Source organism: Kitasatospora sp. NPDC029367 (assembly GCF_055569135.1).
Window position 1 is genome coordinate 80504 of the sequence record NZ_JBVHYH010000009.1, and the last position, 21596, is coordinate 102099.

Genomic DNA, 21596 nt, shown 5'->3' on the forward strand with positions numbered 1-21596 from the left:
CCCTTCGATAGGTACAAGAAACTGTACGCCCGCGCCGGTACGGCGACAAGCTGCGAATCCCCCTTCGGGGTCGGGGGTCAGGGGTGGACGGTGAGGGTGAGGGTGCCGTCGGGGGAGGGGGTGACGGTGACGGTGGTGAGGGTGGGGGCGAGGGCGTCCGGGTGGTGGGCGGCGGCGCGGGGGCCGATGCCGATGACGCGCATGCCGGCGGCGCGGGCGGCGGCGATGCCGGCGCCGGAGTCCTCGAAGGCCACGCAGTCGGCGGGGGCGAAGCCGAGGGCGGCGGCGCCCTTGAGGAAGCCCTCGGGGTCGGGCTTGCTGACGCCGACGGACTCGGCGGTGACCAGGACGGGCGGCATCGGCAGGCCGGCGGCGTCCATCCGGACCCGGGCGAGCGGGAGGTCGGCGGAGGTGACCAGGGCGTGCGGGAAGCCGGCCAGCGAGGCGAGGAAGGCGTCGGCGCCGGGCACCTGGACGACGCCCTCGGTGTCGGCCCGCTCCTCGGCGAGCATCCGCTCGTTCTCGGCGAGGTTCTCCTCGACCGGGCGGTGCGGCAGCAGTTCGGCCATGGTCGCGTGGCCCTGGCGGCCGTGGACGACGGTGAGCGCCGCGACGGGGTCGAGGCCGTGCCGCTCGGCCCAGCGGGTCCAGCAGCGCTCGACCACGGCGTCGGAGTTGACCAGGGTGCCGTCCATGTCGAGGAGGAGGGCACGGGTGGTGAACCGGACGGGGGCGGCGGTCATGGGGCGGCTCCTGGAGGCGCGGAGGAGAAGTGAGCTCTTTGTTTCCCGATGATACAAAAGATCACGGGAGCAGGTGGGCGTTGACCGCCCGGGCCTCCGCGGCCAGCTCCGGCAGCTCCACCACCTCGACCCCGGCCGCCTCCAGCAGCGCGGTGCCCTGGCAGTCGGTGACGAAGAGGTCCGGCTCGCGCCAGGCGACCACCACCCGGGGCACGCCCGCCGCGATGAGCAGCCGGGCGCACGGCACCGGGCGGGAGGCGCGCTGCCCGCAGGGCTCCAGGCTGCTGTAGACGGTCGCCCCGCGCAGTCGGGGGTCGCCCGCCGGGAGCTTGGCCAGGGCCGCCTCCTCGGCGTGGTCATGCGCGTCCGCCTCCCGGCTGTAGCCCTCCGCCAGCACCTCGCCGTCGGCGCCGACGACCACCGCGCCGACCGAGAAGGCCGTCCCGGAGGGCGGGCAGCGGCGGGAGAGTTCGACGGCCCGGCGCAGGTGGTCGAGGTCGGTGGCGGCGGGGCGGTTCACGGCGCGGGCTCCTTCGGGGCGTACCTGAGCAGGACGACGTCGCCCACCGTACGTGCCTCCAGCAGTCGCATCCGCCGGGTCGGGCCGCCGGGGAACGCGGCCGGGCCGACGAACCGCGGCGCCCCGGGCTGGCCGACCAGCAGCGGGGCGACGGCCAACTGGAGCTCGTCCGCCAGGCCCTGGGCGAGGAACTGGGTGTGCACCCCGCTGCCGCCCTCGACCATCAGCCGGCGCACCCCGCGCGCGCCCAGGTCGTCCAGCACCGCGCCGAGGTCGACCGAGTCGCCGAGCGCGACCACCTCGGCCAGCCCGTCGAGCCGGGGCCGCAGCGCCGCCGCCCCCGCCTCGGTGGTGTAGGCGAGCTTCGCGCCGCCGGTGTGCCAGAACCGCAGGTCGGCGTCGAGGGCGCCGCTCGCGCTGAGCGTCACCTTGAGCGGGTGCTCCGGCCGCCCGGCGGCCGCCCGGGCGGCCCGTCGTGCGGGGTCGTTGACCAGCAGGCGCGGGTTGTCGGCGCGCAGGGTGTTGCCGCCGACCAGGATCGCGTCGGCGGCCGCACGCTCCTGGTCGACCCGGTCGAAGTCGGCGGCGCCGGAGAGCAGCAGGCGGTCGGGGGAGGCGTCGTCGAGGTGGCCGTCGAGGGAGACGGCGGCGCTCAGCAGGACGAAGGGGCGCTGGCCGGGGCCGGGCATGGGCGGACCGTTCTCTCGGGGCCGTGCGGTCGGGCGCCTCCACGGTACGGCCGCCGGTGCCGGCGGAGCCGCCCGATGGTCGCCATGTGAGACGGTTCTTCTCGCCATGCGGGACGGGGCGTAGCGTCGGGGCATCGCGGAAACGGAAACACCGACCACGCCTCAGGGGGACCCCATGCCCGGACCGCAGCCTGCCGCCGCCTACACCCACGGCCACCAGGAGGCCGTGCTGCGCTCGCACCGCTCCCGTACCGCCGCCGACTCGGCCGGCTACCTGCTGGCCGAACTGCGGCCCGGCCAGGCGCTGCTGGACGTCGGCTGCGGCCCGGGCACGATCACCGCCGACCTGGCCGAGCTGGTCGGCCCCGGCGGGCGGGTGGTGGCCGTGGACACCTCCGCCGAAGTGCTGGAGCAGGCCGCCGGGTACGTCGCCGGGCGCGGCCTGGCCAATGTCGTGTTCGAGCTGGCCGACGTGCACGAACTGCCGTACCGGGACGGCGAGTTCGACGTGGTGCACGCCCACCAGGTGCTGCAGCACGTGGCCGATCCGGTGGCCGCGCTGCGTGAGATGGGCCGGGTGACGGCGCCCGGCGGGCTGGTCGCCGCCCGGGACGTCGACTACGCGACGATGACCTGGTTCCCGCAGGCGCCCGCACTGGAGCGCTGGCTGGAGCTCTACCGGCGGACCGCCCGGGCCAACGGCGGCGAGCCGGACGCCGGGCGGCGGCTGCTGTCCTGGGCCCGGGCGGCCGGTCTGACCGACGTCACCGCGAGCACCGGCACCTGGACGTTCGCGACGCCCGAACGGCGCGAGTGGTGGGCCGGGATGTGGGCGGACCGGGTGACCGGGACGGCCTTCGGCCGGACGGCGGTGGAACGGGGCTTCGCGGAGCCCGCCGAGCTGGAGCAGATCGCCGCCGGCTGGCGGGAGTGGAGCGCCGCCGAGGACGGCTGGTTCTCGATGATCCACGGCGAGATCCTGGCCCGGGTCGGGGCGGAGCGGCCGGGGCGGTGACGGCGGGGCGGCTGTTCGGAAAGATCGGGTAAAGTCGCGCGACCGTTCAGCTCGGGCCCCTCCGGCCCGGGCGGCGGTGTCGAGAGCCGAAACGCCGAGTCGAGGCCCGCCCCGGCGGGCAGGGGGAGTCCACGTGTCCGAGCCTGAGTCCGCGCCGCCCGCCGCTCCGGGGCCGGACCCGCGGGTGGACTTCCGCAAGGACCCGGGGCAGGCCGAGGAGCAGCCTGGCCCGGCCGAGGCAGGGCCGGCCGACCCCGACCCCGACCCCGACCCCGACCCCGCCCCCGACCCCTGGGCCCCGCCGGCCGAGGCCGGACCCCCGTCCCCGTCGGCCCCGCCCCAGCCACCGCCCCCGCCGCTGCCCGCCGGCGGCTGGGCCTCGGTGCCGCCCTCCGCCGAGTCCGGCCTCCAGCCCGGCCCTCACGCCCAGCCGGGCCCGCACCCCTACCCGCCGTACGTCCTCAACCCGTACGCCCCCCGGCCCGAGCCGCGCAGCAACGGCTTCGCCGTCGGCTCGCTGGCGACCGCGCTGAGCCTGCTCTCGCCGGTCGCCCTGGTGCTCGGGATCCTCGCGCTGGTCCAGATCAAGCGCACCGGTCAGCGCGGCCGCGGCATGGCTGTGACCGGCCTGGTGCTCGGGACGGTGGGCACCCTGCTGCTGTCGCTCGCCCTGGGCGCGGGCGACTTCGGCCCCGCGCGGAACGGGCGGGGCGACCGGTACGCCGACAGGCCGCCGGCCGGGTCGGTCCGTTGGTCGGCGTTGAAGGTGGGGGACTGCTACCTCTCCTCGGGGACGAGCGGGCAGCCGGACGAGAACGGCGACGAGACGGTGTACTGGGTGCGCCGGGTGGCCTGCGCGGAGCGGCACAACGGCGAGGTGGCCGGCACCGCGAAGATCCCGGAGAGCAGTGGCGCCTACCCGGGCGCGACGGTCGTCCGCGAGCGGGCCGCCGCGCTGTGCCGCCGGGTGCTCGACGACTACGCGCTGGACCAGTGGGCCGTCCCGGACGGCATGGACGACGTCTACCTCTACCCGAGCGCGGGCAACTGGGCGGCCGGCGAACGGTACGTCACCTGCGCCTTCGAGGACCCGGACGACCAGCACCTGGGGACGGTCCGCACCGACCGCCGCAGCCTGACCTCCGTCCAGCTGGCCTACCTGGAGGCCGTCCGGGGCTTCAACGCGGCCTACCTGGACACCCCGAAGCAGGACGTGGCGGTCGCCGAGGCCGAGTACCGGTCCTGGGCCCGCCGGATGGCCGCCGCCTCCCGGGCCGAGGCCGCCGCGCTGCGCAAGCCGACGGCGGAATGGCCGACCGACGTCCAGCCGAAGATGGAGAAGCTGGCCGAGACCCAGTCCCAGGCGGCCGTCGCCTGGGACGCCGCGGCCTCCGGCAGCGACGTGGCGGGCGACCTGCGCCGGGCCCGGGCCCTGGTCGCCAGGTCGGTGCCGGTCAGTGTGGACATCCGGCGCTCGCTCGGCCTGTCCACCGGCGAGCAGGTGCCCGACCTCCGGGTCTGAGCCCACCCGCCCCGAGCCCACCCCGCCCCGAGCGAGCCCCGCCCCGAGCGAGCCCCGCCCCGGGCCGGGCGCCTCAGGGCCGGGCCGGTCGCCGGGTTACTCGGCGTTAACCCCGCCCGTACCTGCCGGTAGCGCGGGAGCCGTAGGGTCACCCGGGTGTCCCCGGCCAGACCCCCACGCCGGCCGGGGACACCGCGCCGGGGCCGCGCCGGATCCCGCGCCGGAACCCGCGCCGGAACCCGGGCAAGAACCTGGGCCCCCGGAACCGGAGCCGTGCCCGAGCCCCACCCGGTAGCCTCCCGCCATGACCACCTTCCGGGTGATGCGGCAGGACGACAACGGCAACCGCTTCCTGGTCGCCGACAACCTGGCCGAGGCCGAGGCGCACCGCCTGGCGGCCGAGTTCGAGGCGCGCGGCCACAAGCAGCTGTACTGGGTCGAGGCCCAGCACCCGGACCCGGCCCCGTAGGGTCGGGGGCATGGAACAGGCCGGTGAGACCACTGTCGGAACCCCGCCGCGGATCGTCGTCGGCGGGGTGCTGATCCGCGGCGGCCGGGTGCTCGCCGCCCGCCGCAGCTCGCCCGCGTCGGTCGCCGGCCGCTGGGAGTTCCCCGGCGGCAAGGCCGAGCCCGGCGAGACCGAGGCGCAGGCGCTGGAGCGCGAGCTGCTGGAGGAGCTGGGCGTACGGGCGCGGGCGCTGCGGCGCCTTTCCGGCGGGTGGGCCGTGCGGCCGGGGCTGGAGCTGCGCTTCTGGGCCGCCGAGCTGCTGTCCGGCGAGCCGAGCGCGCTGGAGGACCACGACGAGCTGCGCTGGCTGGGCCCGGCCGAGCTGGACTCGGTGGACTGGATCGGGCACGACCGCGAGGTCCTGCCGCAGGTCGCCGAGCTGCTCGCGGCGGCGGGCGACGCGTAAGCCTCCGGATAGGTCAATCGGACAAGCCGACCCGGCAGCCGGGATAGCCTGGGTTCTGCTGGGTATGTCGCCTTTCGGCACCATTCGTCACCATCGGTGAGCCGTCCCAGCCGGCGACGCCGATCCCGACCAGAGCCGGAGGCCCCGTCGGTGTCGACAACCGGGAACGGCGGCGGGGGAGCGCGCCGGGCAGGCACCGCGGGAGGCGCCGCCGCCCGTGCCCGGCTGCGCCGTGCCGCCGCCGCGGCCGCCCCGCAGCCGCCGTCGTCCGGCCGTCGCCGTGGCGGGCCCGACATCCCGGTCGGCGCCCAGCCGGTCCAGCCCGCGCCGACCCTGGCCGCCCCCGAGCCCGGCGTCCGGCCCGCCCTGCGCAGCCGCCCCGGCCGGCCGTTCCCCGGCGGCCCGGCGGACGCCCGGCAGGGCCTGGACGCGCCGCCCGGGGGCAGCCTGCTGGACATGCTCAAGGTCGCCATCGCGATCCTGGACACCGCGGGCCGGGTGGTGCTGTGGAGCCCGGCCGCCGAGGAACTGCTCGGCTGGCCGAGCGAGCTGCTGGTCGGCCGCCGGATCGACGAGCTGATCCCGGACCAGGAGCAGGTCGCCCGGATCCGGGCCGCGGTCCAGGACACCCTGCGGCACGGCCGCTGGGCGGGCAGCGCCGAACTGCGCGACCGGGACGGCGCGCCGGTCGCCGTGGACGCCCGGATCTCCCTGCTGGTGGACGGCGACGGCACCCCGTTCCTCCAGGTCAACCTGGCCGAGGCGGCCGCCGTACGGGCCATCGAGCGGGACCTCGCGGTGCGCGACGCGCTGTTCGAACAGTCCCCGCTGGGCATCGCCATCCTGGACACCGACCTGCGCTACACCGCCGTCAACCAGACCCTGGCCGAGATGAACGGCGTCGCCCTGGCGGACCACGTCGGCCGCACCACCGGTGAGACCCTGCCCGAGCGGGCCGCCGACGAGATCACCGCGATCCAGCGCCAGGTGCTGGCCACCGGCGAGCCGGTCATCGACGTCACCCTCGCCTCCCCGGTCACCAACCGGGCCGGCTACCGCTCGATCTCCTACAGCCGGATGACCGACCGGGCCGGCCGGGTGCTCGGCATCTCCGGCACCGTGATGGACGTGACGGAGCGTTACCGGGCGGTGGCCAAGGTCGAACACGCCCGGCGCCGGCTCTCGCTGCTCAACGAGTTCGGCTCCCGGGTCGGAGACCTGCTCGACGCCGCCCGGATCGCCCAGGAACTGGCCGGCTCGGTGGTGCCCCGGCTGACCGACCACTCCGCGGTGATCCTGCTCCAGGCCGTCGCGCACGGTGACGACCTGCCCCGGCACGGCCACGACCGGCGCACCTCACTGCTCCAGCTCGGCACCGCCTCCGTCCAGGACGGCCCCGAGGTCGAGGTGATGCTCCGGCGCGGCGCCCGGATCACCTTCGCCGAGGACTCCGCCTGCGGCCGGGTGCTGCGCACTGGCGTGCCCGAGCTGCTGTCCGGCGCCGACCAGCTGGACGACGTCACCTACCCCGGCGACCCCAAGATGCAGGCTGCCCACGACCTGGGCGTGCACTCGATGCTGGTCGTCCCGCTGCGCGCCCGCGGCATCGTGATCGGCCTGCTGCTGGTCAGCCGGGCCGGCTACCGCGAGGGCTTCGACCGGGACGACCTCGCCTTCACCGTCGAACTCGCCGACCGGGCGGGCAGCTCGCTGGACAACGCCCGGCTGTACGCCCGCGAGCGCACCGCCGCGCTCACCCTCCAGCGCACCCTGCTCCCGCAGCAGGTCCCCCAGCCCACCGGCGTCGAGGTCGCCTACCGCTACGTGCCCGGCAGCAGCGGCACCGAGGTCGGCGGCGACTGGTTCGACGTCATCCCGCTGCCCGGCGACCGGACCGCGCTGGTGGTCGGCGACGTGATGGGCCACGGCCTGCGGGCCGCCGCCACGATGGGCCGGCTGCGCACCGCCGTCCGGGTGCTGGCCGCCCTCGACCTGCCGCCGGACGTCCTGCTGCGGCACGTCCACGAGCTGGCCGACGACCTCGCCCAGGGCCCGGACGAGGCGCTGCTCGCCACCTGCGTCTACGCCGTCTTCGACCCGGGCACGGCGAAGCTGACGGTGGCCAAGGCCGGGCACATCCCGCCGGTGCTGGTGGTGCCGGGCGAGGAGGCCGCGGAGCCGACCCGCACCGGCGGGCCGCTGCTCGGCGGCGCGGGGCGGATCCTCGACCTGCCCTCCGGCGCCCCGCTCGGCGTGGGCGGAGTTCCGTTCGAATCCGTCGAACTGAAGATCCCCGAGGGCAGCCTGCTCGCGCTCTGCACCGACGGCCTGGTGGAGTCCCGGGACAAGGACCTCGACGTCGGCCTGGGCCGGCTGCTCACCGTGCTCCAGGAGCCGCACGCCTCCATCCAGGCCGCCTGCGAGGCGGTGCTGGACACCATGGAGCAGGGCCGTGAGCCGGACGACGTCGCCCTGCTGCTGGCCCGGCTCGGGCACGGCCAGGCCGGCACCCCGACGGCCGGCTGGACGCTGCCCGCGGAGCCGACCGCCGTCTCCCGGGCCCGCCGGCTGGTCCGCGCCGCGCTCGCCGAGTGGGGTGTCGAGGACCTCACCGACACCGCGGAGCTGCTGGTCAGCGAGCTGGTCACAAACGCCGTCCGGTACGCCAGCGCCCCGATCGGGGTACGGCTGACGCTCGGCGAGACCCTGCTGGTCGAGATCTCCGACCCGCTGCCGGACCCGCCCCGGGAGCGCCACGCGGCCGAGGCCGACGAGGGCGGCCGGGGCCTGGAGCTGGTCCACCGGCTGGCGCTGCACTGGGGTGCCCGGGCCGAGGGGATCGGCAAGGTCGTCTGGTTCGAGCTGGCCCTGCCGGGTACTGACCCCGGCGAGGAGTGACGCGAGTAGAGCGTCCGGATCGCCAGGAGAGCCGTGCTGCAACCGTGCTGCATATGCCAACGGGCGCCCAGGGGGAGCGCGCGCTCCGGAAGGGGGCGCGGGCGTGGCATTGTGGTTGCGCGGGCGGTAGGACAAAAACCTTCGCCCGATCTGATGTTGTGATGTTGAGGGCGTGTGAACGCACCCCTCGATGATGAATACTCGGTCTTCTCGACATCCGGACGGTCGCGGGTTTGGAGGGGTCGGTCCGTTGAACAGCACTCCGGCGCGGAACGCGCCGAGCAGCAGCGGTCATGCCGCTGTGCCCGGGCAGGCCGGTTCCCCGCACCTGCCCGTACCGCCGGCACCACCGGCCCGCGCCACCGCCGGCCCGGGCCGCGACGACCGCGCCGCGGCCCACCCGGCGGCCGAACCCCGGTCCTGGGGCGGCGGGGACCCGGGTTCGATCTACGACTACATCCGGGTCGCCACCTTCGCGATCGGCCCCGACGGCCGGATCAGCCAGTGGAGCGAGCGCGCCGCCGAGTTCTTCGGCGTCCCGGCCGCCGAGGCCGTGGGCGCCGACCCGATCAGCACCTTCGTCCCCCGCGAACTCTGGCGCCGCGGCCGCGCCCGGCTGGAGCGCACCCTGGCCGGGGAGGAGTGGGTCGGCACCACCCCCTACCGGGACGCCGCCGGCGGCGAGGGACTCGCCGAGCTCTACCTGATGCCCGACAGCGCCCTGCCCACCGCGGGCGCCACCTGTCTGGCGGTCGACCTCGGCCGGCTGCGCCGGATCGAGACCGACCTCGCCGCCTCCGAGGCCGTCTTCGGGCAGACGCCCACCGGCTTCGTGCTCTTCGACGACCGGCTGCGGCTGCAGCGGGTCAACGACGCCTTCGCCTCCGGGATGGGCCTGGTGCCCACCGACCTGGAGGGCCTCACCCCGCACGACCTCTTCCCGCCGTCCGAGGCCGACCGGCTCAGCGCCGCCCTGCGCAAGGTCCTGGCCACCGGCGAGCCCGTCTTCGACCTGCGCTTCCACAGCGCCGTCCCGACCCGCGAGGGCAACCGGCTCTGGGCCGTCTCGCTGTACCGGCTCAACGGCTCGGCCGGGCAGCCGATGGGCGTGGCCGGGCAGGTCTCCGACGTCACCAGCCGGCACGTCGCCGAGCGCGAGGCCGACGGCGTGCGCCGCAACCTCGCCCTGCTCAACGAGGCCAGCGCGCACATCGGCTCCACCCTCGACCTGGAGACCACCGCCAAGGAACTCCTGGACGTGGTCGTCCCGCCGTTCTGCGACCTCGCCACCGTCGACCTGTACACCGCGCTGCTCTCCGGCGAGACCGTCCCCAGCGCCGGCCGCCTCGGCGACACCGTGCTCACCGACGGCAGCGGCGAACTGCGCCGGGTCGCCGTCTCCAGCGTCATCGGCGGCGCCTCCTCGGTGCTCGGCTCGGTCACCGGACTGCCCATCGCCGAAGCCGGCGGCACCCTCTGCTACCCGCGCCGCTCCCCGCACGCCCGGGCGCTGCGCACCGGCCGCAGCGTCGTCCCCGAGCCCGGCCGCGACCCGCTGCTGCGCTCCACCCTGATCGTCCCGCTGGTCGCCCGCGACCAGGTGCTGGGCCTGGTCCAGCTCTCCCGGGCGATCGGCAGCGAGCCCTTCGACGCCCGCGACGTGGCGATCGCCGAGGAACTGGTGGCCCGCGCCGCCGTCTGCATCGACAACGCCCGGCTCTACCGCCGCGAGCACGAGCGGGCGCTGATCCTCCAGCGCAGCCTGCTGCCCCCGGGCAACCCGGCCGCCAGCGGCCTGGAGATCGCCTGCCGCTACCTGCCCAGCAACAACAACACCGAGGTCGGCGGCGACTGGTTCGACGTCATCCCGCTGCCCGGCAACCGCACCGCCCTGGTCATCGGCGACGTGATGGGCCGCGGTCTGCGCGCCGCCGTCGCGATGGGCCAACTGCGCACCGCGGTACGGACCCTGGCCATGCTCGACCTCGACCCGGCCGAGGTGCTCGGCGCGCTGGACGAGATCGCCCGCGGCCTCGGCGACGACTCCGTCCCGGTCGGGCCGCCCACCGCGTACGGCCGGCTCACCTCGACGGCCGACGAGGAGGCCCGCGAGGTCTACCTGGCCACCTGCGTGTACGCCGTGTACGACGCCGTCACCCGACGCTGCATGTTCGCCAACGCCGGCCACCTGCCGCCCGTCCTGCTCAGTCCCGGCGAGCCCGCCCGGATGCTCGACGTGCCGCCCGGCCTGCCGCTCGGCGTCGGCGGCGAGCCCTTCGAGGAGGTCGAGCTGACCCTCCCGGACGGCGCGGTGCTCGGCCTCTACACCGACGGCCTGGTGGAGAGCCGCAAGCACCAGCTGGACGAGGGCCTGCGCGCCTTCCGGGCCGCGCTCAGCGACCGCGGCAAGGGCCTGGAGGACCTCTGCGACCACGTCCTCGGCGAGCTCGACCCGCACCACGGCGAGGACGACATCGCCCTGCTGATGGCCAAGGTGCACGCCTTCCCCGAGGACGCGGTCGGCAACTGGTTCCTCCCGCCCGAGCCGACCTCCGTCGCCAAGGCCCGTGAACTGGCCTGCAGTTGGCTGCTCGCCCGGGGGCTGGACGAGCTGGTCGACACCACCGAGCTGCTGGTCAGCGAGCTGGTGACGAACGCGCTCAAGCACGGCCGGGGCGAGATCCGGCTGCGGCTGCTGCGCGAGCGCAGCATGGTCTGCGAGGTCTGGGACGACGGCTACGCCCAGCCCCGGCAGCGGCGCGCCCAGGAGACCGACGAGGGCGGGCGCGGGCTGCAACTGGTCAGCCTGCTGGCCGAGCGCTGGGGCAGCCGGCGCACGCCCAAGGGCAAGATCGTCTGGTTCGAGCTGGCGCTGTAGCGCCCGGCGGGGCTGGGCCGTACGGGTGCAGTCGCCCGGCGGCCCGTCGTGTCGGCGCGGACCGGGCGGGGCGGGCGGCGTTCGATGGCCGCCATGCGTGTCCGCCAGCTCACCGCCGCAGCCGCCGCACTGCTGCTCTCCGCCGGGCTCGGCGGCTGCTCCGACGACCAGGGCCGCGGCCCCTCGCCCGCGCCGACCCGGGCCGAGCCCACCGCCACCACCGGGGACGTCCGCGCCGCCGACCGCGGCGCCGTCCGGGACGGCGGCACGCTGCACTGGGCGCTGGACGGCGTCCCGGCCACGCTCAACGTCTACCAGCGCGGGGCGGGCGCCGACTCGGCGCTGCTCGCCCACGCGCTGTACCCCTCGCTGTTCCGGCCCGACGAGCACGGCCGGCTCGTCCCGGACCGGGACTACCTGGTCGGCGCCGAGTCCACCCCGCCCGGGCAGCAGCCACAGGTGGTCACCTACCGGCTCAACCCGCAGGCCGTCTGGACCGACGGCACCCCGGTGTCGGCGGCCGACCTCAGTGCCCAGCGGGCCGCCCTGTCCGGCCTGGACCCGGCCTACCGGGGCGGGCCGGCGGCCGGGTACGAGGCCATCGACTCGGTCACCCAGGGGGCCGACCCGCACGAGGTCAAGGTGACCTTCCGGCGGCCGTACGCCGAGTGGCGGGCCCTGTTCGGGCCGCTCTACCCGGCCGCCGAGACCGCCACCCCGGCGGCCTTCAACCGGGCGCTGACCGGCACCGGCCACCTGAGCGCCGGGCCGTACGAGCTGACCCGGTACGACGAGGACGGCGGGCGGGTCACCGTGGAGCGCAACCCGCTCTGGTGGGGGGACCGGCCGAAGACCGACCGGATCGACTTCCTGGCGGCGCCGCCCGAGCGGCGGCTGGACGCGCTGGACCAGGGCCGGCTGGACGTCGCCCCGCTCACCGCCGCGGTGGACCGGGCGGTGCCGCCGCCCGCACCGTCGTCCTCGGCCGCACCGTCGTCATCGCCCTCGCCCTCGGCCGTACCCTCGCCCTCGTCCTCGTCCTCGCCGTCGGGCAAGGGCGGTTCCGCGACGGCCGCCGCCCCGCCCGAGGCGGTGCCCGAGGCGGCGGTGCTGGCCCTGCGGCGGGCCGAGTCGCTGCCCGGGGTCACCGTGCACCGGGCGGCCGCCCCCTCGCTCACCCAGCTCACCCTCAACGCCGCCCGCGGCCCGCTCGGCGACCCGGCCGTGCGGCAGGCGGTGGCCCGGGCGGTGGACCGGCGCTCGGTCGCCGAGGCCGCGCTCGGCCCGCTCGGCCTGCCCGGCGCCCCGCTCGGCAGCCACCTGCTCGCCGGGGACCAGGAGGGCTACCGGGACGACAGCGCCGCGATCGGACCGGCCGACCCCGCGACGCTGCTGGACGGGGCCGGCTGGAAGCTGTTGCACGGGGGCACCCGGACCAAGGACGGCAAGGAGCTCGCCCTCACCCTGCTCGTCCCGGGCGGCTCCGCGACCGCCCGGCGCACCGCCGACGCGCTCGCCGTGGACCTCGGCGCCTTCGGCATCGCGGTCACGACGCGGGCCGTGCCGGCCGACACCTTCGTCCCGGAGCAGCTGGCCGACGGCGACTACGACCTCGCGCTGTTCTCCTGGCCGGCCGGCCCCAGTCCGGCCGTGGAGCAGCGCGCCGCCTACGCCAAGCCCCGGCCGGACGCCGACGGCACGCTCGAGTCCCGCGGCAACTACGGCCGCAGCGGCACCGAGGAGATCGACCGGCTGTTCGACCGGGCGGCCGCCGAACTCGATCCGGCGGCCCGGCTGGACCTGCTGCAGGAGGCGGACGTCCGGATCTGGCAGCTCGGGCACTCCGTCCCGCTCTACCAGCGGCCGGAGCTGGTGGGGGTGCGGACCGGCGTGGTCGGGGCGGGGGCCTTCGGCTTCGGCTGGCCGCGCTTCCAGGACGTGGGCTGGAGCCGGTAGCGGGGCCGCGCGGCCCGGGCCGCCGGAGCGCGAACGGGGGGTGTCGGAACGCGACCGCGGGGTGAAGGGCGCGTGACTCGTCTGTGATCTTGGTCCCGCCCGACCTGCTCGTTTCTGCCCCCTTGGGCGCTTCCCCGTACCATAGGGAAAAGCCGAGGCATGTCCAGATGCCCGGCGGGTGGACCGGTAGTAGCAGGCGGAACGGGTGGCGCGGCCGAAGGGCCGCCGATGCGCGTCTCGCGGCCGGGCCCGCCGTAACCCACGATTCCGGGAGAATCCGCTAGGCATGCCCACGCGCAACGACATCCGTAACGTCGCCATCGTCGCCCACGTCGACCACGGCAAGACCACGCTGGTCGACGCCATGCTCAAGCAGGCCGGCGCCTTCGCGGCCCACCAGCAGCTCGACGACCGCATGATGGACTCGAACGACCTGGAGCGCGAGAAGGGCATCACCATTCTCGCGAAGAACACCGCCGTCAAGTACCACCCGAAGGATGGTGGCGCGCCGATCACCATCAACATCATCGACACCCCGGGCCACGCCGACTTCGGTGGCGAGGTCGAGCGCGGTCTGTCGATGGTGGACGCGGTCGTGCTGCTGGTCGACGCCTCCGAGGGCCCGCTGCCGCAGACCCGCTTCGTGCTGCGCAAGGCGCTCTCGCAGCGCCTGCCCGTCATCCTGTGCATCAACAAGACGGACCGCCCGGACTCCCGGATCGACGAGGTCATCAACGAGACCTACGACCTGTTCCTGGACCTGGACGCGGACGAGGAGCAGATCGAGTTCCCGATCGTCTACGCCTGTGCGCGTGACGGCGTCGCCTCGCTGACCAAGCCGGAGAACGGCACCGTCCCGGCGGACAGCACCAACCTGGAGCCGTTCTTCTCCACCCTGCTGGAGCACGTCCCGGCCCCCAGCTACGACGTGGACGCGCCGCTCCAGGCCCACGTCACCAACCTGGACGCCGACAACTTCCTCGGCCGCATCGCGCTGCTGCGCGTCGAGCAGGGCGAGCTGCGCAAGGGCCAGACCGTGGCCTGGATCAAGCGCGACGGCACGATCCAGAACGTGCGCATCTCCGAGCTGCTGATGACCGAGGCGCTCACCCGCAAGCCGGCCGAGATGGCGGGCCCCGGTGACATCTGCGCCGTCGCCGGCATCTCCGACATCATGATCGGCGAGACCCTGGCCGACCCGGAGAACCCGATCGCGCTGCCGCTGATCACGGTGGACGAGCCGGCCATCTCGATGACCATCGGCACCAACACCTCCCCGCTCGTCGGCCGCGGCGGCTCGGGCAAGGGCGCGGACGCCAAGTCCGGCGTCAAGGTGGACCGCAAGGTCACCGCCCGCCAGGTGAAGGACCGCCTGGACCGCGAGCTGATCGGTAACGTCTCGCTGCGCGTCCTCGACACCGAGCGCCCGGACGCCTGGGAGGTGCAGGGCCGCGGTGAGCTGGCGCTGGCCATCCTGATCGAGACCATGCGCCGCGAGGGCTTCGAGCTGACCGTCGGCAAGCCGCAGGTCGTCACCAAGGAGGTCAACGGCAAGACCCACGAGCCGGTCGAGCGCCTCACGGTGGACGTGCCCGAGGAGCACATGGGTGCCGTCACCCAGCTCATGGGCGTCCGCAAGGGCCGGATGGACAACATGTCCAACCACGGTTCGGGCTGGGTCCGGATGGAGTTCGTCGTGCCGTCCCGCGGCCTGATCGGCTTCCGTACCGAGTTCCTCACCAGCACCCGCGGCACCGGCATCGCCCACTCGATCCACGAGGGCCACGAGCCGTGGTTCGGCCAGCTGACCACCCGCAACAACGGCTCGCTGGTCGCCGACCGCGCCGGTGTGGTCACCGCCTTCGCGATGACCAACCTCCAGGAGCGCGGCGTGCTCTTCTGCGAGCCGGGCACCGAGGTGTACGAGGGCATGATCGTCGGCGAGAACTCGCGCTCCGACGACATGGACGTGAACATCACCAAGGAGAAGAAGCTCACCAACATGCGGTCCTCGACCGCCGACGTGGCCGAGTCGATCGTCCCGCCGCGCAAGCTCTCGCTGGAGCAGTCGCTGGAGTTCTGCCGCGAGGACGAGTGCATCGAGGTGACCCCGGAGACGGTTCGCATCCGTAAGGTCGTGCTGGACCAGAAGGACCGCGGACGTACCGCCTCGCGCGCCAAGAAGGCGTGATCCGGACGGCCTGACCGGCCTTTGGCCGGAATGCTTCGCCCCCCTTTCCGATGGAGAGGGGGGCGAACTTTTTCAACTACTCCAAGTTGTCGGGGCCGCTATTAACGGAATAGCGCTCATCACACCCAGGTGTCCGCTGAGCGAACGTGACAGTTCGTCATCCGTGACGACTGTCCGTTTGGTGCCTGTCTGGCTATGTCTCATATGTCCGGTTTTCGAAACTTACCGACTGTTCATGTGACCTAATTGAGATCGTCACTGGTCACTTTCGTGTCCGTGCGTGACGGATAGTGGGTGCAGTCAGGCTCGGGTCAAGGGTGAACGCGCAGGGGTGCGCGCCGAAACCACGAGCGCGGACGGCATTGCGGGCCCGGTGACAACCGATCCGTGGTGCCCTCCTCGTCGCAAACGTCGAATTCAGGAGGCACACCGATGCGTGGTGTGAGCCAGGCCAAGTGGGTTGTCGCAGCTGTCGCTGTCGCGCTCGCCGCGACTGCTTGTAGCAGCAGCGGCAGCAGCGACACCTCCGGCGGGAGCTCGGACAGCGCCGCGGTCGACCCCTCGGGCACGTTCAGCTTCCAGAGCGCGGAGCCGCAGCGCCCGCTGCAGCCGGCCAACGCCATGGAGAACCAGGGCGGTCGCATCGTCAAGCAGCTCTTCACGGGCCTCGTCGACTACGACCCCGCGACCGGTGCTCTTCGCAACCAGGTGGCCGACAAGATCGAGACCACCGACGCCAAGAACTACACCGTCACGCTGAAGTCCGGCTGGACCTTCCACGACGGCACCCCGGTCACCTCCAAGTCCTTCGTGGACTCCTGGAACTGGTCCGCCAACACGGCCAACAACCAGATCAACTCCGACTGGTTCTCGGACATCGTCGGCTACGACGCCGTCCACCCGGAAAAGGGCGACCCGACCGCCAAGGAGATGTCCGGCCTCAAGGTCGTCGACGACACCCACTTCACCATCGAACTGTCGCAGCCCGTCTCGTACTTCACGTACAAGCTCGGCTACTCGGCCTTCTTCCCGCTCCCCACCGGGTTCTTCGCGGACCCGAAGGGCTACGGCGAGAAGCCGGTCGGCAACGGCCCGTACCAGTTCGTGTCGTGGGAGCACAACAAGGCCATCACGCTCAAGGCCTACGACAAGTACACCGGCACCAACAAGGCGAAGAACGGCGGGATCGTCTTCCGCGCCTACACCTCGCCCGAAGCCGCGTACAAGGACCTGATGTCCGACACCCTGGACGTGCTGGACCAGGTCGACTCGACCGACCTGCCCAAGTACAAGGACGACCTGGGCAAGCGTGCGATCGACCAGGCCCAGGGCGCGATCCAGAACATCTCCTTCGCGCTGTACAACGCGGACTGGTCCTCCATGGACAAGGACAAGGCCGCCAAGGTGCGCCAGGGCCTGTCGATGGCGATCGACCGCGACACCATCACCAAGACCGTGCTGAACAACAGCCGTCAGCCCGCCGACTCGTTCGTGGCGCCGGGCGTCATGGGCTACAAGGCCGGCGTCTGCGGCGACGCCTGCAAGTACGACCCGGCGAAGGCCAAGCAGCTCGTCACCGAGAACGGCGGCGTTCCCGGCGGCAAGATCACCATCCTGTACAACTCCGACGGTGGCCACAAGGAGTGGGTGGACGCGGTCTGCAACTCGATCCGCCAGGCGACCGGCGTCGAGTGCCTCGGTGACCCGAAGCCGGACTTCAAGACCTCGCGTGACATCGTCACCAAGAAGCAGGTCCAGAGCATGATGCGGACCGGCTGGGTGCAGGACTACCCGCTGAACGCCAACTTCCTGCGGGACGTCTACGGCACCGGTGCCGCCGCGAACGACGCCGGCTACTCCAGCCCGGAGTTCGACAACCTGGCGAAGCAGGCCGACGCGGCCACCACGGTCGAGAAGACCGCCGAGCTCTACCAGCAGGCCGAGGCCGTCCTGGCCAAGGACATGCCGGCGATCCCGCTCTGGTACTACAAGACCAACTCGGGCTACTCGAACAACGTCCAGAGCGTGAAGTTCAACTCCTTCGGCGACCCGGTCTACACCGACGTCGAGGTCAAGAAGAAGAAGTAATCGGTCGGCACCGCCTGACCCGGTGACAACGGCCGGTGCCCGTCCCATCCCCACAAGGGCGAGGACTGGCACCGGCCGTTGGCACGCCGACTTATCTCTTGCCGGGTTGACGGGCCCGGCAGAGCCATACATGGAGGCACGATGGGGCGCTTTGTCGCGAGGCGACTGCTCCAGATGATTCCGGTGTTCCTCGGAACGACCGCACTCATCTTTTTCATGGTGCACTTGCTGCCCGGTGACCCGCTGGCGGCACTGTGGGGCGACAAGGCGCCGGACCCGGTGCAGCTCGCAGTCCTGAGGCACCAGCAGCACCTGGACCAGCCGCTGGTCCAGCAGTACCTCTCCTACATGGGGGGCCTGCTCACCGGTGACTTCGGCACGGCACTGGACGGACGTCCGGTGCTCGACAAGATCACCGAGGCGCTCCCGGTCACGGTCCGGCTGGCGCTGTTCGCGTTCGCCATCGAGATCGTGGTCGGCATCGGCATCGGCCTGTTCGCGGGTCTGCGCCGCGGCAAGCTCTTCGACAAGGGCGCGCTGGTCTTCACCCTGCTGCTGATCTCGATCCCGGTCCCGGTGCTGGGCTTCCTGTTCCAGACGATCTTCGGCATCAACCTCAAGTGGGTCACGCCGACCGTCCAGCACAGCGACGACATCACCCAGCTGGTGCTGCCGGCCGTCGTGCTCGGCTCGCTGTCGCTGGCCTACGTCGCGCGCCTCACCCGTACCTCCATCGCCGAGAACATCAAGGCCGACTACGTCCGCACCGCGGTGGCCAAGGGCCTGCCGCGCCGGAAGGTCATCGGCACCCACCTGCTGCGCAACTCGCTGATCCCGGTGGTCACCTTCCTCGGCACCGACCTCGGCGCCCTGATGGGCGGTGCGATCGTCACCGAGGGCATCTTCAACGTCCAGGGTGTCGGCCACGCGCTCTACCAGGCGATCAACATGAAGGAGGGCGCGACCGTCTCCGGCTTCGTGGCCTTCCTGGTGCTCGTCTACCTGGCCGCCGGCCTGATCGTCGACCTGCTTTACGCGGTCCTGGACCCGAGGATCCGGTATGCCTGACCTGACCGAGAAGAAGACGGCCGGGAAGATCCCGGCCCAGACCACCGTCGCGCCGGCCGCCAAGCCGGAGAAGCCGCGCAGCCTCGGCTCCGACGCCTGGCACGACCTCCGGCGCAAGCCGATCTTCGTGCTGTCCGCGCTGCTGATCCTGCTGCTGATCGTGATCGCGATCGCCCCCGGGCTGTTCACCTCGGTGGACCCGCGGGCCGGCGACCTGCGCAACCACTTCCACACGCCGCCGAACTACAGCCACTTCTTCGAAGGGGACTGGTTCGGCTACGACGGCCAGGGCCGCAGCATCTACGCCCGCGTCATCTACGGCGCCCGCGCCTCGGTCGTGGTCGGCATCTGCGTCACCGTCGGTACGGCCGTCATCGGCGGCATCACCGGCATGCTCGCCGGCTACTTCGGGGGCTGGATCGACACGATCATCTCCCGGGTCACCGACATCTTCTTCGGCATCCCGCTGCTGCTCGGCGCGCTGGTGATCCTGAACGCCTTCCCCACGCGCACCATCTGGAGCGTGGTCTTCGCCCTGGTCGCCCTGGGGTGGACCCAGATGACCCGTGTCATGCGCGGTTCGGTGATCACGGTCAAGCAGTCCGACTTCGTGACGGCGGCTCGAGCGCTCGGCGCCAGCACCAGCCGGATCATGTTCCGGCACATCCTGCCGAACGCGATCGCCCCGGTGATCGTGGTCGCCACCATCGCGCTCGGCGGCTTCATCGCCCTGGAGGCCACGCTGAGCTTCCTGGGCATCGGTCTGCAGGACCCGACCATCTCCTGGGGCATCGACATCAACTCGGCCCAGAAGCTGATCCGTACGGCGCCGTTCGCCCTGTTCTTCCCCGCAGGCATGCTGAGCCTCACCGTGCTGGCCTTCATCATGCTCGGCGACGCGGTCCGCGACGCCCTCGACCCGAAGCTCCGCTGAGAGAAGAGGTGACGACCCGATGACCACCGTGATCGAGAAGAACAACCAGAACAAGGACCGTCTCGAAGTCGGAACCCCGCTCCTGGAGGTCAAGGACCTCCACGTGGAGTTCCACACCCGGGACGGGATCGCCAAGGCCGTGAACGGCGTCAACTACTCCGTCTCGGCCGGCGAGACCCTCGCCGTCCTCGGCGAGTCCGGCTCCGGCAAGTCCGTGACGGCCCAGACCATCATGGGCATCCTGGACATGCCCCCGGGCAAGGTGACCCAGGGCGAGATCCTGTTCCGCGGCCAGGACATGCTCAAGATGAGCAACGAGGAGCGGCGCAAGATCCGCGGCCGGAAGATCGCGATGATCTTCCAGGACGCGCTGTCCTCGCTCAACCCCGTGCTCAGCGTGGGCTACCAGCTCGGCGAGATGTTCCGGGTGCACGAGGGCGCCTCCAAGGCCGAGGCCAAGGCCAAGGCCGTCGAGCTGATGGACCGGGTGCGCATCCCCGCCGCCAAGCAGCGGGTGAACGACTACCCGCACCAGTTCTCCGGCGGCATGCGCCAGCGCATCATGATCGCCATGGCGCTGTCGCTGCAGCCCGACCTGATCATCGCCGACGAGCCCACCACCGCCCTGGACGTCACCGTCCAGGCCCAGGTGATGGACCTGCTGGCGGAGCTCCAGGCCGAGTACAACATGGGCCTGATCCTGATCACCCACGACCTCGGCGTGGTCGCCGACGTCGCGGACAAGATCGCCGTGATGTACGCGGGCCGGATCGTCGAGACCGCCCCGGTGCACGAGCTGTACGCGAAGCCCGCGCACCCGTACACCAAGGGCCTGCTGCGCTCGATCCCGCGCCTGGACCAGAAGGGCCAGGACCTGTACGCGATCAAGGGCCTGCCCCCGAACCTGCTCAAGGTTCCGGCCGGCTGCGCGTTCAACCCCCGCTGCGACGTCGCCACCGACCTGTGCCGCACGGAGGTCCCGCTGCTGCACCACGTGACCGACGAGGACGGCACGGAGATCACCGGCCGCCGCAGCGCGTGCCACCTCTGGAAGGAGACCCTCCATGGCTGAGAACATCCTGGAGGTCAAGGACCTGGTCAAGCACTACCCGCTGACCCAGGGCGTCCTGTTCAAGAAGCAGGTCGGCGCGGTCAAGGCTGTCGACGGCATCAGCTTCGACCTCAAGAAGGGCGAGACGCTCGGGATCGTCGGCGAGTCCGGCTGTGGCAAGTCCACGCTGGCCAAGGTGCTGATGAACCTGGAGCGGGCCACCTCCGGTCAGGTGCTGTTCAAGGGCGAGGACATCTCCACCCTGGGCGGCGCGGCCCTCAAGGCCGTCCGCCGCAACATCCAGATGGTGTTCCAGGACCCGTACACCTCGCTGAACCCGCGCATGACGGTCGGCGACATCATCGGTGAGCCCTTCGAGATCCACCCCGAGGTGGCGCCCAAGGGCGACCGCCGCAAGGCCGTCCAGGACCTGCTGGACGTCGTGGGTCTCAACCCGGAGTACATCAACCGGTACCCGCACCAGTTCTCCGGCGGCCAGCGCCAGCGCATCGGCATCGCCCGCGGCCTCGCGCTCAAGCCGGAGATCATCATCTGCGACGAGCCGGTCTCGGCGCTGGACGTGTCCGTCCAGGCGCAGGTGATCAACCTGCTGGAGCAGCTGCAGGGCGAGTTCGGCCTGTCGTACATGTTCATCGCGCACGACCTCTCCATCGTCCGGCACATCTCCGACCGCGTCGGCGTGATGTACCTGGGCAAGATGGTCGAGATCGGCTCCGACGAGGAGATCTACGAGAACGCCACCCACCCGTACACCCAGGCGCTGCTGTCGGCGGTGCCGGTGCCGGACCCGACGGCGCGCGAGAACCGCGAGCGGATCATCCTGACCGGGGACATCCCCTCGCCGGCCAACCCGCCGTCCGGCTGCCGCTTCCGCACCCGCTGCTGGAAGGCGGAGGAGCGCTGCGCCGAGGAGATCCCGCTGCTGGCGATCCCGACCACGCTGGAGGGCCCGGCCGCCCACGAGTCGGCCTGCCACTTCGCCGAGGTCCGGGAGTCGGCCGCGGCCTGACGTCCCGTACGCACCAGGAAGGGTCCGCGGCTCCGGCCGCGGGCCCTTCCGGCGTTCCGGGCGCCAGGGCGGATCCGGCGCCGCGTCAACTCGACAGGG

14 protein-coding genes and 1 pseudogene are annotated in these 21596 nt (G+C 72.7%); 13 read left to right on the forward strand and 2 right to left on the reverse strand.

Annotation, left to right across the window (positions count from 1 at the left end; all coding sequences use genetic code 11):
* Window positions 1–77 precede the first annotated feature (77 nt).
* On the reverse strand, window positions 78–743 hold the full coding sequence (locus tag ACZ4W5_RS07905; RefSeq protein WP_465653541.1) for an HAD-IA family hydrolase: 666 nt from the start codon (window positions 741–743) through the stop codon (window positions 78–80).
* Between the two features lie 61 nt (window positions 744–804).
* Window positions 805–1952 (reverse strand): annotated as a pseudogene (locus ACZ4W5_RS07910) (dihydrofolate reductase family protein).
* A 175-nt stretch (window positions 1953–2127) separates the two neighbouring features.
* Here ACZ4W5_RS07910 and ACZ4W5_RS07915 point away from each other — a divergent pair.
* The 13 genes from ACZ4W5_RS07915 (at window position 2128) to ACZ4W5_RS07975 (ending at window position 21497) form a co-directional block, all read left to right on the forward strand.
* The gene (locus ACZ4W5_RS07915; protein WP_465653542.1) at window positions 2128–2967 is read left to right on the forward strand and encodes a methyltransferase domain-containing protein; all 840 of its coding nucleotides are present in this window, start codon (window positions 2128–2130) and stop codon (window positions 2965–2967) included.
* A 133-nt stretch (window positions 2968–3100) separates the two neighbouring features.
* Window positions 3101–4489 (forward strand): DUF4190 domain-containing protein, encoded by a 1389-nt coding sequence (locus ACZ4W5_RS07920; RefSeq protein WP_465653543.1) that lies wholly within the window; start codon window positions 3101–3103, stop codon window positions 4487–4489.
* A 304-nt stretch (window positions 4490–4793) separates the two neighbouring features.
* On the forward strand, window positions 4794–4958 hold the full coding sequence (locus ACZ4W5_RS07925; protein WP_465653544.1) for an SPOR domain-containing protein: 165 nt from the start codon (window positions 4794–4796) through the stop codon (window positions 4956–4958).
* A 10-nt stretch (window positions 4959–4968) separates the two neighbouring features.
* Window positions 4969–5403, forward strand: a complete 435-nt coding sequence (locus tag ACZ4W5_RS07930) for an NUDIX domain-containing protein (RefSeq protein WP_360230926.1) — start codon at window positions 4969–4971, stop codon at window positions 5401–5403.
* 150 nt (window positions 5404–5553) lie between these two features.
* The gene (locus ACZ4W5_RS07935) at window positions 5554–8301 is read left to right on the forward strand and encodes a SpoIIE family protein phosphatase (RefSeq protein ID WP_402481553.1); all 2748 of its coding nucleotides are present in this window, start codon (window positions 5554–5556) and stop codon (window positions 8299–8301) included.
* 190 nt (window positions 8302–8491) lie between these two features.
* A complete protein-coding gene (locus ACZ4W5_RS07940; protein ID WP_465653545.1) occupies window positions 8492–11179 on the forward strand; it encodes a SpoIIE family protein phosphatase in 2688 nt (895 codons plus the stop codon).
* Window positions 11180–11272: 93 nt separating this feature from the next.
* Window positions 11273–13135 (forward strand): ABC transporter family substrate-binding protein, encoded by a 1863-nt coding sequence (locus tag ACZ4W5_RS07945; protein ID WP_465653546.1) that lies wholly within the window; start codon window positions 11273–11275, stop codon window positions 13133–13135.
* A gap of 286 nt (window positions 13136–13421) precedes the next feature.
* Window positions 13422–15326 (forward strand): translational GTPase TypA, encoded by a 1905-nt coding sequence (gene typA, locus ACZ4W5_RS07950; RefSeq protein ID WP_360230920.1) that lies wholly within the window; start codon window positions 13422–13424, stop codon window positions 15324–15326.
* Window positions 15327–15758: 432 nt separating this feature from the next.
* On the forward strand, window positions 15759–17414 hold the full coding sequence (locus ACZ4W5_RS07955; RefSeq protein ID WP_360230918.1) for a peptide ABC transporter substrate-binding protein: 1656 nt from the start codon (window positions 15759–15761) through the stop codon (window positions 17412–17414).
* A gap of 141 nt (window positions 17415–17555) precedes the next feature.
* Complete coding sequence (locus ACZ4W5_RS07960; protein WP_360230916.1) at window positions 17556–18482, forward strand: ABC transporter permease; 927 nt, start codon at window positions 17556–17558, stop codon at window positions 18480–18482.
* Window positions 18475–19416, forward strand: a complete 942-nt coding sequence (locus ACZ4W5_RS07965) for an ABC transporter permease (protein WP_360230914.1) — start codon at window positions 18475–18477, stop codon at window positions 19414–19416. The genes ACZ4W5_RS07960 and ACZ4W5_RS07965 overlap by 8 nt, the downstream gene beginning before the upstream one ends.
* 19 nt (window positions 19417–19435) lie before the next feature.
* On the forward strand, window positions 19436–20488 hold the full coding sequence (locus tag ACZ4W5_RS07970) for an ABC transporter ATP-binding protein (RefSeq protein WP_360230912.1): 1053 nt from the start codon (window positions 19436–19438) through the stop codon (window positions 20486–20488).
* A complete protein-coding gene (locus tag ACZ4W5_RS07975; RefSeq protein WP_360230910.1) occupies window positions 20481–21497 on the forward strand; it encodes an ABC transporter ATP-binding protein in 1017 nt (338 codons plus the stop codon). Before ACZ4W5_RS07970 ends, ACZ4W5_RS07975 begins: the two co-directional genes overlap by 8 nt.
* Window positions 21498–21596 lie beyond the last annotated feature (99 nt).

Excerpts from the sequence above, each read along its gene's own strand:
- ACZ4W5_RS07905 (WP_465653541.1), bottom strand. The coding sequence starts at position 743 with ATGACCGCCGCCCCCGTCCGGTTCACCACCCGTGCCCTCCTCCTCGAC.
- ACZ4W5_RS07915 (WP_465653542.1), top strand. The coding sequence starts at position 2,128 with ATGCCCGGACCGCAGCCTGCCGCCGCCTACACCCACGGCCACCAGGAG.
- ACZ4W5_RS07925 (WP_465653544.1), top strand. The coding sequence starts at position 4,794 with ATGACCACCTTCCGGGTGATGCGGCAGGACGACAACGGCAACCGCTTC.
- ACZ4W5_RS07930 (WP_360230926.1), top strand. The coding sequence starts at position 4,969 with ATGGAACAGGCCGGTGAGACCACTGTCGGAACCCCGCCGCGGATCGTC.
- ACZ4W5_RS07940 (WP_465653545.1), top strand. The coding sequence starts at position 8,492 with ATGATGAATACTCGGTCTTCTCGACATCCGGACGGTCGCGGGTTTGGA.
- ACZ4W5_RS07945 (WP_465653546.1), top strand. The coding sequence starts at position 11,273 with ATGCGTGTCCGCCAGCTCACCGCCGCAGCCGCCGCACTGCTGCTCTCC.
- typA (WP_360230920.1), top strand. The coding sequence starts at position 13,422 with ATGCCCACGCGCAACGACATCCGTAACGTCGCCATCGTCGCCCACGTC.
- ACZ4W5_RS07955 (WP_360230918.1), top strand. The coding sequence starts at position 15,759 with ATGCGTGGTGTGAGCCAGGCCAAGTGGGTTGTCGCAGCTGTCGCTGTC.
- ACZ4W5_RS07960 (WP_360230916.1), top strand. The coding sequence starts at position 17,556 with ATGGGGCGCTTTGTCGCGAGGCGACTGCTCCAGATGATTCCGGTGTTC.
- ACZ4W5_RS07965 (WP_360230914.1), top strand. The coding sequence starts at position 18,475 with ATGCCTGACCTGACCGAGAAGAAGACGGCCGGGAAGATCCCGGCCCAG.
- ACZ4W5_RS07970 (WP_360230912.1), top strand. The coding sequence starts at position 19,436 with ATGACCACCGTGATCGAGAAGAACAACCAGAACAAGGACCGTCTCGAA.
- ACZ4W5_RS07975 (WP_360230910.1), top strand. The coding sequence starts at position 20,481 with ATGGCTGAGAACATCCTGGAGGTCAAGGACCTGGTCAAGCACTACCCG.